The following is a 14,325-nucleotide window of genomic DNA, read 5'->3' on the forward strand; positions in this document are numbered from 1 at the left end:
AAGATCAAATCACGGAAAGGTCAAACAGGAAACGATCTGAAATCGCGGCTTCTATTATATTAGAGACGCCAAATAAAACCCGGTGTCCTCACCGGGTTCCTAACTCATCTAAGCATTGGGCCTGTTGGGAATATCAACCCTTGCGACTACGCGCCGCCAGTGTCCTCAGCCTGAGCGCGTTGAGGCGGATGAAGCCTTCGGCATCCTTCTGGTCATAGGCGCCACGGTCGTCCTCGAAGGTAACCAGCGCATCGGAATAGAGCGTCTTCCTCGACTTGCGGCCGGTGACAATCACGTTGCCCTTGTAGAGCTTCAGCCGCACGGTGCCTTCGACGTCTTCCTGGCTCTTGTCGATCATCGCCTGCAACATCAGCCGCTCGGGCGCGAACCAGAAGCCATTGTAGATGAGCTCGGCGTAGCGCGGCATGAACTCGTCCTTGAGATGGGCGGCTCCGCGGTCGAGCGTGATCGATTCGATCGCCCGGTGGGCCGATATCAGGATGGTGCCGCCGGGGGTCTCGTAGACGCCGCGCGATTTCATGCCGACGAAACGGTTCTCGACCAGATCTAGCCTGCCGATGCCGTTGTCGCGGCCGAGATCGTTCAGCGCCGCCAGCATCGTTGCCGGCGACAGCTTCTTGCCGTTGAGCGCAACCGGGTCACCCTGCAGGAATTCTATCTCGATCTCCGTGACCTCATCCGGCGCATCCATCGGCGAGATGGTGCGCTGGTGGACGAATTCCGGCGGTTCCGTCCACGGATCCTCCAGCACCTTGCCCTCGGAGGAGGAGTGCAGCAGGTTGGCATCGACCGAGAAAGGCGCGTCGCCCTTCTTGTCCTTCGGCACCGGGATCTGGTGCTGCTCGGCGAAGTTGATGAGATCGGTGCGCGACTTGAACGACCAGTCGCGCCACGGCGCGATGACCTTGATGTCGGGGTTCAGCGCATAGGCGGAAAGCTCGAAACGCACCTGATCGTTGCCCTTGCCGGTGGCGCCATGGGCGATGGCATCGGCGCCGGTCTCTTTTGCGATCTCGACAAGATGTTTCGAAATCAGCGGCCGGGCGATCGAGGTGCCGAGCAGATAGGTGCCTTCATAGACGGCGTTGGCGCGGAACATCGGAAAGACGAAATCGGATACGAACTCCTCGCGGACATCGACGATGCGGATGTCCTTGATGCCCATCATCTCGGCCTTGCGCCTGGCCGGCTCCAGTTCGCCACCCTGGCCGAGATCGGCGGTGAAGGTGACGACCTCGGCGCCAAGTTCGGTCTGCAGCCATTTCAGGATGATCGAGGTATCAAGGCCGCCGGAATAGGCGAGCACGACTTTCTTGACGGCTTTTGCTTTCGACATGGTGGGCAGTTCCGCGACAGGGGTTCTTCGCGGGCGAGGTATCACGGCGTTTTAGGCCAGCGCAAGGGACGAACGATGCCTGGACCAGATGCTTCATCTCCAAGAGGCTGGCGAGCACACGGCTCTTGCGCTATGGCTGCGCCGTCTTTTGCCGCTACGAGACGAGCCATGTCCTTCATCCCCGACAGTACGACGCTTATCCAGTTCTCCATCGCCACCTTCATCCTGGCGATCACGCCCGGGCCTGACATGACGCTGTTCGTCTCGCGCACGCTGAGCCAGGGCCGTGCCACCGGCTTTGCCTCCATGGCCGGCGCCTTGTGCGGCACGCTGATTCACACCACGCTGGTGGTGGTCGGCGTCTCGGCGCTGATCGTCGCCTCGCCGATGGCGTTCTTCGTGCTGAAGATTTTCGGCGCCGGCTATCTGGTCTTCCTGGCATGGCAGGCGATCACAAAAGGGTCGGCGTTTTCACCGGAGAAGAAGAGCGGGCCGCAGATCTCGCTGTTCCGCAGCTGGGCGGCGGGGCTCGGGGTCAATCTGCTCAACCCGAAGATCATCCTGTTCTTCATGACCTTCCTGCCGCAATTCGTCTCCGCGCATGATCCCGACGCGCCGGGAAAGCTGTTCTTTCTCGGCGCGATGTTCGTCGTGCTGGCGATCCCGGTGACGGCGCCGATGGTGCTGGCGGCGGAAAAATTCTCGGCCGCGATGAAATCCAGCCCGCGCGTCACCCGCGTCGTCGACTATCTGTTTGCCGGAGTTTTTTCGGCCTTCGCGCTCAAGATCCTGACGGCCCAGGCGAAATAGGGCGTCCGATCCGACGCCAGCTTCCGGCCGAGCGCCCGGCGCTCAGCCAGTAGAAAATACCGCCGACCATACCGCAGCCGATCACCGCCAGCATGACGCTGGTGTTGGTGATCTCGAAATTGGCATCTTTTGTCTGGCGCACGAAGCCGAGGAAGACTGCCGCCACCGCTGCGCCCGCCAGCGCATAGAACAGCCAGTCGCGCCGGCCGAGAATCTCGGAGACGAGGATGGCGACGGCCGCCGGCATGAAGGCGAAATAGGCGACGAACAGTGCGACAAAGGGGACGGAAAACCACAGCGACGCCTGCGCTACCGGCTGTGTCTCGTCCGTCATCAGCCCCAGAGACGCCAGGAACATGATGTTGAGGAAAGCGCTGGCAGCCAGCGATGCAACGCCGTAGCCGACAAGGATGACGGCGAAGCGGATCAGATAAGCGACGAGGCGGTTCACGCGAATTGCCCGGGCATTTGCAGGAACCGGCTCTCGACCAGGCGATAGACGGCTCCTGCCAAGCTTCCCGCAATGATTAGGGCCACCAACACGTCAACGTCCGGTGGCCTCTGTGCCGACAGATGCAGTTTCCAGACCGCAAATACGCACGTCCCAACGAAAGCTCCCCCGACGACAAAAAGAATCCAGCGTCTCGCCTCGAGAACTTGGGAAGCAATGACCATCGGGATTGCCAGCGGTGCGCCAAAGATGCCTGCGATCATCGCTCCAAGCAGCAACAGCGACCAACTATCTCGAGTGGACAGGAAAGCGGGAACACGCCACCATATCAGTGCATCGAGCAGGAAAAAGACCAGAGACATGGTGAAGGCAGCCAGGGCGTAGCAGAGCAAAGTCACTGCCAATCGCCTGAGGTATTTCACGCCTCGCCATGCCCCGCGATCATCATCGCTTCCAGCGCCAGCCGGTCGACCTTCCGCATGCGCTCGGACTCCGACTTGAGCTGGCCGCAGGCGGCCAGGATGTCGCGGCCGCGCGGCGTGCGGATCGGCGAGGCATAGCCGGCATTGTTGATGTAGTCGGCGAATTTCTCGATCGTCTCCCAGTCCGAGCACTGGTAGTTGGTGCCCGGCCACGGATTGAACGGGATCAGATTGATCTTGGCCGGGATGCCCTTGAGCAGCTTGATCAGCGCCTTGGCGTCTTCGATCGAATCATTGACGTCCTTCAGCATCACATATTCGAAGGTGATCCGCTTGGCGTTGGACAGGCCGGGATAGGCACGACAGGCAGCGATCAGTTCGTTCAGCGGATACTTCTTGTTGATCGGCACCAAAAGGTCGCGCAGATCGTCATTGGTGGCGTGCAGTGAGATCGCCAGCATGACGCCGATCTCTTCGCCGGTGCGGAAGATCTCCGGTACGACGCCGGAAGTCGACAGCGTGATGCGCCTCTTCGACAGGGAAAGCCCGTCGCCGTCGGATGCAATCAGCAGCGCCTTCTTCACCGCCTCGAAATTGTAGAGCGGCTCACCCATGCCCATCATGACGACGTTGGACACTTTCCTGCCCTCGGCCGGCACGATGGCGCCGTCGGGCGTGTCGCGGTCGGGGAAATCGCCGAGCCGATCGCGGGCTGTCAAAAGCTGGGCGAGGATTTCCTCGGCGGTCAGGTTGCGCACCAGCTTTTGCGTGCCGGTGTGGCAGAAGGAACAGGTCAGGGTGCAGCCGACTTGCGAGGAGATGCACAGCGTGCCGCGGCCTTCTTCGGGAATGTAGACGGTCTCGATCTCGACCGGCCGGCCGGCGCCGCGCGGCGGAAAGCGGAACAGCCATTTGCGCGTTCCGTCCGAGGAAATCTGCTCCTCGACGATCTCGGGCCTGGCAATGGTGAAATGCGTGTCGAGCGCCGCGCGCAGATCCTTGGAGATGTTGAACATGCCGGCAAAGTCGGAAACGCCGCGCACATAGATCCAATGCCAGAGCTGTTGGGCGCGCATTTTCGCCTGGCGCTCCGGCACGATGCCGGCGGCGACGAGGGCGGCCCCAAGTTCGGCTCGCGTCAAGCCGATCAGCGACGGTTTTTCAGGCGTCGTGGGGGTGCGCAACGCGTCACGCGCGCCTTCGGCGGTAAGATCGAATGAAAGGGTCATTGTTGCGCCAATATAAGCGATTTGCGGCCGATTACAGCATCGTGCCCGAAATGAAGCGCGGCGCATAGCACAGGTTAGCGGCGGAGTCATGCCGGGGTTCTTCCTTCTCCCCTTGTGGGAGAAGGTGGCCGAGCGAAGCTCGGTCGGATGAGGGGTGTTCCAGCTTGGCGCCGACGGCGTTCCGTCCAACACCCCTCTTCCGTCTCGGCGCTGCGCGCCGATCCACCTTCTCCCACAAGGGGAGAAGGGAAGACCGCGCCTAACCGCCTACTTGCACTTGGCGATCGAGGCCAGCGCCGCCGAGATGCCCTTCAGCGAGAAGACGTAGGTGGTGGTGTTGCCGCGGCCGGACTTGGCCGACACCTTCATGTCGGTGCCGGTCTTCATCGCGGCGATCAGCACCGGCTCCTCGGCGGCGTTCTCGACCCAGGCCGACTTGCCGCGCGTGAACATCGAAAAAGACTTCTTGTCGATGGTGACGGTGGCCTTGGAACCCTCCTGGAAGGTATAGCCGGCGATGAATTGCGGCTCGTAGGACACTTGCTGCCCCGGCCGCTGGCTGACGAAGAAGAACATGTCGCCGTGATCGAGCGTCGGCGGCTGCTTGTCGGTTGGCACCGTCAGGACATAGCAGACCTTGCCGCCGCCCGACGCCTGATAACTGTAGGTGCCCCAGGCATTATGCTGGCCGATCTTGGTTGCCGACTGCGCCAGCGCGGGCGCCGTCAAGGCCACCAGGGCCAGGCTGGAAACTATAGCAATCAATCCGCGCATCGCTTTTCCCGTATTCCACTGGTGCGGCGGCAGGCCGGCTCGGCGTCCTGCCCGTCGCTTCATTTTGATTTAATCTGGGTTACCAAACGGTGAATTTCCCTGAGAAAAGGATGTTCACGCCAGGAAACCGCCGCCGTCTTCGCGCTGCCGCTCGAAAAAGCGGCTGGCGCACTGTCCCTGCCGCGACTTGGAGGCCACGAAAACGGCAAGAGTTTGACTTTTCAAGCAGCTAGGTCCTTGCAGCCATCCTGGCTTTTCTGATGTACGTGACGAATTTCCCTCCAGATGGTACCATGTCTACGTTCGCCTCCACGACGTTCGGCCAGGGCGCCCTTCTTGGCGGCTACGGGAGATTTGGCCATGGCCGTTTCCGAGACAGTCCTGATCCTGGCGGGCGGCACAGCCGTCCTGGCGATTGTGTTCGGCATTCGTGTCGCCATGCGGCGGGCGGCCGGTGGCGCGGTGCGCCGGTCGGATGCCGGGGAGACGGCGGGCGGATCGGGCGCGCCCGACGTGGCCGGGGTCATTGCGCTGCCACCTTTGATCTTCCTCGGCTTCCTGGTGGCGGCAACCGTGCTCGAGGTGCTCGTGCCGCTCCCGGTCATGGCCGGGCAGGCGCTCGCCCGCTATCTGACCGGCGCCGTGCTCGCGGTGTGCGGCTTCGTGTTCATCTTTATGGCAGCGGGCCGCTTTCAGGCCGCTGGAACCAACATACCACCGACCTTGCCGACGACGGCGCTGGTCGTCGACGGTATCTATCGGCGCACCAGGAATCCGTTCTATCTGGGAACGACCCTCATCTATTTGGGCCTCGGCGTCGCGGCCGGAAGTCTTTGGGCTATTGCGCTCGTCGTCCCGCTGCTGTGGGTGATCAATACCGGCGTAATCGCGCCGGAAGAGCGCTATCTCGAGCGGAAGTTCGGAGATGCCTATCGCGCCTACAAGGCGCGGGTGCGGCGGTGGGTTTGACGGCCGGAAAGTCGGTTCTCACGCGATTTTTTGCGCCGTACCGGCTCAGCTCTTGTCGGCGATGGCCTGCCTGGCGGCGAGCCGGTGCGCCGGCGTGATGTGGGCGCTGACGGCGGTAATCGCGGCGGTCAGCACGGCGATGTCGTCGGTGAAGCCTAGCCCAAGGATGAAATCGGGGATGACGTCCGTCGGCAGCACGAAATAGCCGAGCGCAGCCAGCAAGGTGCCCTTGGCGCGCAGCGGCGTCTTCTTGTCCATGGCACAGTAATAGGCGGCGACCACCTCTTCCATGAACGGGATCTGCCGGGCGGCCTTCTTCGCCGTACGCCAGAACTTTTCGCGCACTTCGCTCTCGTTGCCCGGCTTGCTGCCGAGGCCAAAGAAATCAAAACCGGATTTTTGCGCCATCAACCTCTCCTTGCGGCCGTCGCGTGACTTCACGCGTGACCGCGAGGCAAAATGTGGTGAAAGCCGAACCTCGCTGCAAGGTGCAGATAGGCTCAGCCGCCGAAATAGCGGTTCATTTTCCTGGCCAGATCGAAATCCAGCGCGGTCAGGCCGCCGGCGTCGTGCGTGTTGAGGGTCACGTTTACCGTCTTGTAGACGTTCGACCAGTCGGGATGGTGGTCCATCTTCTCCGCGGCCAGGGCAACGCGGGTCATGAAGGCAAAGGCTTCGGAGAAATTCTTGAAGGTGAAGCTGCGGGTGATCGAGCCACCATCCTTGGCCAGCGACCAGCCGTCGAGGCCGGCAAGTTCGGCGCGGATCGCCTCTTTTGCTAGTTTCTCCCTGGCCATGTCCGTCTACCGCATGATCCGCGAAGCGTCGGCGGCGCCGACCAAACGGCTGGCGACGCGGTTGTCGGCACCTGAAAGCGGCCAGGCCTCCTCGACGACGTAAGGCCCGCCGCCGACCGAATCGCGCGACGACATCAGCACGAAGCGGCCGACCCGGAACGGCAGCGTCGAAAAATTGCCGCGTGCCGACAGGTATTGGGCGACGTCGAGCGGGCTCGAATTGCGCAGGCGGGCCAGCGTCACATGCGGCATGAACTTGCGCGGGTCGGCCGGGATGCCGAGCCGCTGGCAGATGCGCTCGATCTCGGCCTGCAATGCGGAAAGATCGGGCGAAGCGGCGACCCCGGCCCACACCGCATGCGGCTTCTTCTGGCCGAAGGCGCCGACGCCGGACAGCGTCAGCGGGAAGGACGGGCGGTGAACACGGTCAAGCGCATTGGCGATGTCGTCGGCGACATGGCCCTCGACATCGCCGATGAAGCGCAGCGTCAGATGATAGTTTTCGACGTCGATCCAGCGGGCTCCCGGCAGGCCGCCCCTGAGCAGGGACAGCGAAAGAGCGGCATCACGCGGTATCTCGAGGGCGGTAAAAAGACGCGGCATGGGAAGCCTCCTGTCCTCGAATCGAACTCTTGCCCCTAGCGAATCATCGATATTCAAACGGGGCAAGGGGTTTGTTGGTCGCAGGCCTGCCTAAAAGCTTCCCCTGCGGAAGGTGTTGCGACGGCGAACCCTCGCCTTCAGGAATTGCCCCGGACCGCTTCAATGGTCTTCTCCACACTGGGCAGGATACCCTCGACGATGCGGTCGACGCCTCGGGCGTTTGGATGAAGGCCGTCCTCGAGTTGCAGGACGGATTGACCGGCGATGCCCTCGAGAAAGAAAGGATAGAGCGGCACGCCATATTTTTCAGCCAGTCTCGGAAAGGTCGCGTCAAAGGCGTTCTGGTAGTCGGCGCCGAGATTGGGCGCCGCGCGCATTCCGGCCAGCAAAACGGCGATCTTGCGCTGCTTCAGCTTTGCCAGCATGGCGTCCAGGTTCTTTTCCGCTATGGCGGGCGAAACGCCGCGCAGCATGTCATTGGCGCCGAGCTCCAGGATGACCAGCTGCGTGCCGTCCGGCACCGACCAGTCGAGCCGCGACAGGCCGCCGCTCGTCGTATCGCCGGAGACGCCGGCATTGGCGACCGTGACATCGTAGCCCTTGGCGCGCAGCGCCGCCTGCAACTTCTCGGTGAAGCCCTGACCTGGCCCGAGGCCATAACCCGCCATCAAGCTGTCGCCGAAACCGACAATGGTGAACGGTTCGGCGCGCGCCGACGAAATGGCGCCGCAAATGGCGAGGAAAAGGGCGAAGGCTGCGGCAAAGGTGTGTTTGAAAGCCATGCGGCAGGCCCCATATGACCAGGAACATCTGTTGGCGAAGGCAGGTTTTCGTCTTTGTCGAGCATCGGATGCTCTAGCCTTCATCCCCCATATAGGACGATTTGATTTTGGAAGAAGCCGTCATTTCGCTGAAAGACGTATCGCTGACGCTCGGCGAAGGTGCATCCTCGGTCCATGTGCTGAAGGGCGTCAGCCTCGATGTGGCGGGCGGCGAAGCGACAGGCATCGTTGGACCTTCAGGTTCGGGAAAGTCGACATTGCTGATGGTTTTGGCCGGGCTTGAAAGGGTCGATTCGGGGACGGTCCGAATTGCCGGCGAGCTGCTCAACGGCAAAAGCGAAGATCAGATCGCATCGTTTCGGGGACGAAACATCGGCATCGTGTTCCAGTCTTTCCATCTCATCCCTAATATGATGGCGCTGGAAAACGTTGCTGTCCCGCTGGAGCTTGCCGGCCATGTCGATCCATTCGGCGTGGCGGCGCGCGAGCTGGCGGCGGTCGGTCTCAGCGATCGCGTCACCCATTACCCCGGCGAATTGTCTGGCGGCGAGCAGCAGCGCGTGGCGATCGCCCGGGCGCTGGCGCCGTCGCCGCGCATCCTGATCGCCGACGAGCCGACCGGCAATCTCGACCAGGCAACGGGGCGGCACGTCGCCGACCTGCTGTTTGCCAAGGCGGCCGAACGCGGCATGACGCTGGTGCTGGTCACGCATGACCCGCTACTCGCGGCGCGCTGCTCGCGCCAGGTGTCGATGCGGTCGGGGCTGATCGAAGACGCGCCTAAGCCGGCCACCAGGGCTGGCAAGGTGACCGCGTGATGCCGCTGGCGCGAACGCTGAGGCTCGCCTTTCGGTTTTCGCTGCGCGAAATGCGTGGCGGGCTGTCCGGCTTCCTGATCTTCCTTGCCTGCATCGCGCTCGGCGTCGCGGCAATCGGCGGCGTCAATTCGGTGGCGCAGGCTATTTCCGCCGGTGTTGCCGACCAGGGCCAGACGCTGCTCGGCGGTGATCTCCGCTTCCAGCTCAACCAACGCGATCCGACCAGAGCCGAACGCAGCTTCCTCGACCGGCTTGGCACGGTTTCGCACAGCGCCAATATGCGCTCGATGGCGAGGCTCGAGGACGGCTCCGACCAGGCGCTGGTCGAGGCCAAGGCGGTCGACGGCGCCTATCCGCTCTATGGTGCGCTGGAGACCGAGCCGGTGCTGTCGCGAGAGGATCTGTTCGGCGAAAAATCCGGCGTCTTCGGCGCCGCCGCCCCGGACCTCTTGTTCGAGCGGCTGAACCTTGGCATCGGTGACCGGCTAAAGCTCGGCAGCGCGACGTTCGAGCTGCGCGCCAGGCTGGTCAACGAGCCGGATGCAGTGTCGGATGGCTTCGGTTTTGCGCCGCGGCTGATGGTGTCGACCGACGGGCTTGCCGCTTCCGGCCTGATCCAGCCGGGCAGCCTGGTCGAGAACGCCTATAAGGTCCGCCTGCCCGGCGGCACCACTGAGGCACAGATCAAGGCGATCCAGGAGCAGGCGGCAAACCAGTTCCCGCAGGCCGGCTGGTCGATCCGCACCCGCAGCAACGCAGCGCCGGCGCTGTCCTCCAACATCGAACGGTTCTCGCAATTCCTGACGCTGGTCGGGTTGACGGCGCTGGTGGTCGGCGGCGTCGGCGTGGCCAATGCCGTGCGTGCCTATCTCGACGGCAAGCGCGGCGTCATCGCCACCTTCAAGAGCCTGGGGGCTTCGGGAGGGTTCGTCTTTGCCGTCTATCTGGTGCAGATCCTGATGATCGCCGCCCTCGGCATCACGCTAGGCCTTGTGCTGGGCGCGCTGATGCCGTTCGCGGCCAGCGCGGCACTCCAATCGGTCATTCCAGTGCCGGCGGAAGGTGGGTTCTATCCCGGCGCCCTCGGCATGGCAGCGCTGTTCGGGCTGCTGGTGACGCTGGCTTTCGCCTTGCTGCCGCTCGGCCGCGCCCGCGACGTGCCGGCAACGGCGCTGTTTCGCGAAATGGGTTTCGAGGGCCGCGGTTTTCCACGCCCGCTCTATATCGCCGCGGCATTGGGCATCGCGCTGCTGCTCGCGGTACTGGCGATCCTGTTTTCCGGCGACCGCCGTATTGCCTCGATCTTCGTTGGCGCCACGATCTTTTCGTTCCTGGTGCTGCGTGTGGTCGGCTCGCTGGTGCAGTGGGCGGCGAAGAAAAGCCCGCGCGTGCGCTCGACCGCGCTCAGGCTCGCCATCGGCAACATCCATCGGCCTGGCGCCTTGACGCCGTCCGTGGTGCTGTCGTTGGGACTCGGGCTGACGCTGCTGGTGACGCTGGCGCTGATCGACGGCAATCTCAGGCGGCAGATCTCGGGCAGCCTGCCGGAAAGGGCACCGAACTTCTTCTTCGTCGATATCCAGAGCGGTGACGGCGATGCCTTCTCCGCGCTGCTCGGCAAAGAGGCACCGCAAGGCAAGCTGATCAAGGTGCCGATGCTGCGCGGCCGGGTGATGGCGCTCAACGGCGTCGATGTCGACAAGGTCAAGGTTCCGGCCGAAGGCGCCTGGGTACTGCGCGGCGATCGCGGCCTGACCTATGACGCAAAGCTGCCGGAGAATGCGACGCTGACCGAGGGCAGCTGGTGGCCGGAGAACTATGCCGGCGAGCCGCTGGTCTCGTTTTCCGCCGAGGAAGGCAAAGAGATCGGGCTGAAGCTCGGCGACACCATCACCGTCAACGTGCTCGGCCGCAACATCACGGCCAAGATCGCCAATTTCCGCCAGGTCGAATGGGAAACCATGGGCATCAATTTCGTCATGGTGTTCTCGCCCAACACATTCGCCGATGCGCCGCATGGCTGGTTGGCGACGCTGACCGAGACGAATGCGTCGGCAGCCGACGATGCGCATCTTCTCAACGCCGTCACGCGTGCCTTTCCAGCGGTGACGACGGTCAGGGTCAAGGACGCGCTCGAAATCGTCAACCGGCTGGTGGCGCAGCTCGGCACAGCAATCAGGGCAGCAGCGGGCGTGGCGTTGATCGCCTCGGTGCTGGTGCTGGCCGGGGCGCTCGCCGCCGGCAACCGGGCTCGCATTCACGACGCGGTGGTGCTGAAGACCCTGGGTGCGACCAGGAAAACGCTGATCGCCGCGTTTTCGCTGGAATACATGCTGATCGGCCTTGCCACTGCGATCTTCGCGCTGGCAGCGGGCGGTGTGGCGGCGTGGTTCGTCGTCGCGCGCATCATGACGCTGCCATCGCACTTCATGCCGGAGGTGGTGGTGGCGACCATCGGCTTTTCGCTGGTGGTCACGGTCGGCATAGGCCTTGCCGGCACGTGGCGGGTGCTGGGCCACAAGGCGGCGCCGGTGCTGCGGAATCTTTGAGCCAGAGCCGGTTTCGATTAAATCTCGGTAATGTTCCGGGCGGGAAGGCCAATAAAACCGTATCTCCGGCACTTCACGGAGCATTACGTTTGGTTACGGTCTTGTCCTTTACGCCAAGAACCATCATATTTCGGCGCAGGCATGCTGGAGCCCCGCCAGCGGCGCCTGGGTTCAAAAGGACCTGACACCGGACGGGGCAGAAGCAATATGAGGATTTCCATGGCTGATCCCGTTCGCAATTATCAGACGCGCGCCGTGCCCGGCGCCGGCGTCGATGCTGCCATCGACCAGGGCCTGCGGGCCTATATGATTAAGGTCTACAATCTGATGGGGCTTGGCCTCCTCATCACCGGCCTTGCCGCGGTCGGCACAATCATGCTGGCCACCACCAGCGATCCCGCCTCGGCCGTCGCGACGTTGCCAAGCGGCGAGATGCTGACCTCGTTCGGCTACGCGATCTTCGGCTCGCCGCTGAAATGGCTGGTGATCTTCGCCCCGCTGGCAGCGGTGATGTTCCTGTCGTTCCGCGTCCAGTCGATGAGCGTTTCGGCCGCGCAGACGACATTCTGGGTCTACGCCGGCCTCGTCGGCCTGTCGCTGTCGTCGATCTTCCTGGTCTACACCACCGCCAGCATCTCGCAGACCTTCTTCGCCACCGCCGCCGCCTTTGGCGGGCTGTCGCTCTACGGTTACACGACCAAGCGCGATCTCTCGGCGTTCGGTTCGTTCCTGGTCATGGGCCTGGTCGGCCTGATCATCGCGATGGTGATCAACGTCTTCCTGCAGTCGTCGGCGCTTTCCTTCGCCGTTTCGGCGATCGGCGTGCTGATCTTCGCGGGCCTCACCGCCTACGACACGCAGAACATCAAGGAGATGTACTTCGAGGGCGACGAGACTGATGTCGCCGGCCGCAAGGCGATTATGGGCGCATTGAGGCTCTATCTCGATTTCATCAACCTATTTATGTTTCTGCTGCAGTTCATGGGCGACCGTCGCTAAATACGGTTTTCCTGGACCAGCGAGTTTGGAAAGGGCGGCCCAATGGCCGCCCTTTTCTTTTGTGCCGGCTTTTGCTGTGATATAGGGCAGATGAACGACGTGCCTAAATTATGAGCAGCATCACCTTGCGGGCCGCGACGTCGGCCGATCTCGACCGGATCACCGAAATCTATGCCGACGCGGTGACGAATGGCACGGCGAGCTATGAACTCGAACCGCCAAGCCGCACCGAGATGGGCGTGCGCTTCGACAACCTGATGGCGGGCGGCTTTCCCTATCTCGTTGCAGAAAAGGCCGGCGCCGTGCTCGGCTATGCCTATGCCGGAGCGTTCCGGCCGCGCCCGGCGTACCGCTTCGTCGTTGAGGATTCCGTCTATGTCGCGCCCGAGGCCAAAGGGCAAGGCGTCGGGCTGCTCTTGATGCAAGGGCTGATCGAGGCGGCCAAGGCGGCGGGTTTTCGCCAGATCATCGCGGTGATCGGCGACGGCCGGCCCGACAGCGCCTCGGTACGGCTGCACGAGAAGCTCGGCTTTCGTCATTCCGGCCGCCTGGAAGGCTCAGGCTACAAGCACGGACGCTGGCTGGACACGGTGTTCATGCAACTGCCGATCAATGGCGGGGCGTCCATCCCGCCTGATCCGCAATCGCTGCCCGAGCGGAAGTTCCGCCAGCAAAAATAAAGGGTTACGCCTCGACCAGCTTCAGTGTTCGGTCGAACACGCCAAGCACCCGGCCGAGTTCCTGGCCGCGCTTGAGGATGCGCCCGCCGGCGGCGATGACGGCGAACGCGCCTTGCCGGCGCGCCAGCTTCGGATCCTTGACGATCTGGAAAAGCGGCACTTCGCTGGTGCGGCGGAAGACGGAAAAAACGGCGCGGTCGGCGAGATGGTCGATGGCATAGTCGCGCCACTCGTTGGCGGCAACCATACGGCCGTAGAGCCTGAGGATCTGGTCCAGTTCGCGCCGGTCGAACCGCACCGGCTGGTCGAGGCGTTCGCGTCTTGCCTCATGCAGCGGGATCAATATTGCGGATGCGTCCCCATCCTCCGTCCCGCTGCTGCGATCAGTCATGCCTGGATCCTCGCAATGAATCGTACGCCGACCAAAGTTGGCGCTTTCGTTGCCGAATTGCAAGGCCCGGCCGGGCAAGGCCAGCACCGCGCGGTTTCTCCAGCGTCCAGTCACGTTTGCGAAACGCCTGTTGGAATTGGTGATGCTTCGCCACAATCCTGCCTTTTTTTATCCGTGCTCATGCCCCAATGTCCGACGAATTTACCGGTGTTGCCTGAGACGGTTCGGTCCGGCACCGGCTCGTAAACCCCAAGCCCCCCGCCCACGGGTCTGCGTCGGATCGAACCAACCTCGGTTTTTCCTTGGAAAGATCGGGTGCGACGATCCCAAAACCTAAATGACCGGCGTCAGAAGCAAGCTGACGCCGGTTTTTTATTGGCCGGAGCCGTGGCGGTGCGATCCGTCCGGATTGGCTGCCATCAGAAGGTTGAGCGCGGTTCTCCCTTCTCCCCTTGTGGGAGAAGGTGTCGCCGAAGGCGACGGATGAGGGGTGTTCCAGCTTGGCAATTTCCTTGAAATCGCCGCCGCCTCAATTCTTCCAGCACCCCTCAACCGTCTCGGCGCTGCGCGCCGATCCACCTTCTCCCACAAGGGTGTTTGGACCGGAGACATCGCGAACAGATGTGCGAGGACATCGCGAACAGTTTTGCGCTTTTGCGCGAGGGGGTTCGGGATGCCATTCGAGGACAGAAGC

Annotated in this window: 17 protein-coding genes; 6 read left to right on the forward strand and 11 right to left on the reverse strand. The window is 62.9% G+C overall.

All coding sequences use genetic code 11. The features are described from left to right. Window positions 1-133 precede the first annotated feature (133 nt). On the reverse strand, window positions 134-1,357 hold the full coding sequence (locus tag NKI59_RS31980) for an argininosuccinate synthase (protein WP_352708533.1): 1,224 nt from the start codon (window positions 1,355-1,357) through the stop codon (window positions 134-136). Between the two features lie 168 nt (window positions 1,358-1,525). On the opposite strand from NKI59_RS31980, the gene NKI59_RS31985 reads away from it, so the two are divergent. Then, window positions 1,526-2,167 carry a LysE family translocator gene (locus tag NKI59_RS31985; protein ID WP_023679833.1) on the forward strand — a complete coding sequence of 214 codons (642 nt, stop codon included), beginning with the start codon at window positions 1,526-1,528 and terminating at the stop codon, window positions 2,165-2,167. On the opposite strand, the gene NKI59_RS31990 is transcribed toward NKI59_RS31985, so the two are convergent. From NKI59_RS31990 to NKI59_RS32005, 4 genes are all read right to left on the reverse strand, one after another. Beyond that, window positions 2,139-2,618, reverse strand: coding sequence for a hypothetical protein (locus NKI59_RS31990; protein WP_352708534.1), 480 nt, complete (start codon window positions 2,616-2,618; stop codon window positions 2,139-2,141). The two genes, NKI59_RS31985 and NKI59_RS31990, sit on opposite strands and share 29 nt — an antisense overlap. Next, window positions 2,615-3,040: a hypothetical protein gene (locus NKI59_RS31995; RefSeq protein WP_352708535.1), complete on the reverse strand. Its 426-nt coding sequence runs from the start codon at window positions 3,038-3,040 to the stop codon at window positions 2,615-2,617. The genes NKI59_RS31990 and NKI59_RS31995 overlap by 4 nt, the downstream gene beginning before the upstream one ends. Further along, entirely contained in the window at window positions 3,037-4,269 is a 1,233-nt protein-coding gene (gene rlmN, locus NKI59_RS32000) for a dual-specificity RNA methyltransferase RlmN (protein WP_352708536.1), read from the reverse strand. The genes NKI59_RS31995 and rlmN overlap by 4 nt, the downstream gene beginning before the upstream one ends. A 267-nt stretch (window positions 4,270-4,536) precedes the next feature. Then, window positions 4,537-5,043, reverse strand: coding sequence for an invasion associated locus B family protein (locus NKI59_RS32005; protein ID WP_023721899.1), 507 nt, complete (start codon window positions 5,041-5,043; stop codon window positions 4,537-4,539). Window positions 5,044-5,403: 360 nt separating this feature from the next. Here NKI59_RS32005 and NKI59_RS32010 point away from each other — a divergent pair, with 360 nt between their 5' ends. Next, window positions 5,404-6,012 carry a methyltransferase family protein gene (locus NKI59_RS32010; protein WP_352570032.1) on the forward strand — a complete coding sequence of 203 codons (609 nt, stop codon included), beginning with the start codon at window positions 5,404-5,406 and terminating at the stop codon, window positions 6,010-6,012. A gap of 45 nt (window positions 6,013-6,057) precedes the next feature. On the opposite strand, the gene NKI59_RS32015 is transcribed toward NKI59_RS32010, so the two are convergent. The 4 genes from NKI59_RS32015 to NKI59_RS32030 all read right to left on the reverse strand — a co-directional run bounded on the left by NKI59_RS32015 (window position 6,058) and on the right by NKI59_RS32030 (window position 8,194). After that, window positions 6,058-6,420 (reverse strand): YkvA family protein, encoded by a 363-nt coding sequence (locus NKI59_RS32015; protein ID WP_031212728.1) that lies wholly within the window; start codon window positions 6,418-6,420, stop codon window positions 6,058-6,060. A gap of 92 nt (window positions 6,421-6,512) precedes the next feature. Next, window positions 6,513-6,809 (reverse strand): 4a-hydroxytetrahydrobiopterin dehydratase, encoded by a 297-nt coding sequence (locus NKI59_RS32020; RefSeq protein ID WP_023679826.1) that lies wholly within the window; start codon window positions 6,807-6,809, stop codon window positions 6,513-6,515. A gap of 6 nt (window positions 6,810-6,815) precedes the next feature. After that, complete coding sequence (thpR, locus tag NKI59_RS32025; RefSeq protein WP_352450198.1) at window positions 6,816-7,412, reverse strand: RNA 2',3'-cyclic phosphodiesterase; 597 nt, start codon at window positions 7,410-7,412, stop codon at window positions 6,816-6,818. Window positions 7,413-7,549: 137 nt separating this feature from the next. Then, a complete protein-coding gene (locus NKI59_RS32030) occupies window positions 7,550-8,194 on the reverse strand; it encodes an arylesterase (protein ID WP_352450197.1) in 645 nt (214 codons plus the stop codon). 107 nt (window positions 8,195-8,301) lie between these two features. On the opposite strand from NKI59_RS32030, the gene NKI59_RS32035 reads away from it, so the two are divergent. The 4 genes from NKI59_RS32035 (at window position 8,302) to NKI59_RS32050 (ending at window position 13,240) form a co-directional block, all read left to right on the forward strand. Further along, complete coding sequence (locus NKI59_RS32035) at window positions 8,302-9,012, forward strand: ABC transporter ATP-binding protein (RefSeq protein WP_352708537.1); 711 nt, start codon at window positions 8,302-8,304, stop codon at window positions 9,010-9,012. Further along, window positions 9,012-11,561, forward strand: a complete 2,550-nt coding sequence (locus NKI59_RS32040) for an ABC transporter permease (RefSeq protein WP_352708538.1) — start codon at window positions 9,012-9,014, stop codon at window positions 11,559-11,561. Before NKI59_RS32035 ends, NKI59_RS32040 begins: the two co-directional genes overlap by 1 nt. Before the next feature lie 219 nt (window positions 11,562-11,780). Next, entirely contained in the window at window positions 11,781-12,560 is a 780-nt protein-coding gene (locus tag NKI59_RS32045) for a Bax inhibitor-1/YccA family protein (RefSeq protein ID WP_352450195.1), read from the forward strand. A 110-nt stretch (window positions 12,561-12,670) separates the two neighbouring features. Beyond that, window positions 12,671-13,240 carry a GNAT family N-acetyltransferase gene (locus NKI59_RS32050; RefSeq protein WP_352708540.1) on the forward strand — a complete coding sequence of 190 codons (570 nt, stop codon included), beginning with the start codon at window positions 12,671-12,673 and terminating at the stop codon, window positions 13,238-13,240. 4 nt (window positions 13,241-13,244) lie between these two features. On the opposite strand, the gene NKI59_RS32055 is transcribed toward NKI59_RS32050, so the two are convergent. Next, entirely contained in the window at window positions 13,245-13,631 is a 387-nt protein-coding gene (locus tag NKI59_RS32055; RefSeq protein ID WP_031212724.1) for a DUF2794 domain-containing protein, read from the reverse strand. A 372-nt stretch (window positions 13,632-14,003) separates the two neighbouring features. Continuing rightward, on the reverse strand, window positions 14,004-14,325 hold a 322-nt coding region (locus NKI59_RS32060; protein WP_352708541.1), incomplete at its 5' end, for a hypothetical protein.

The organism is Mesorhizobium sp. M0598, from assembly GCF_040320865.1.
In the GTDB taxonomy this organism is placed as follows: domain Bacteria; phylum Pseudomonadota; class Alphaproteobacteria; order Rhizobiales; family Rhizobiaceae; genus Mesorhizobium.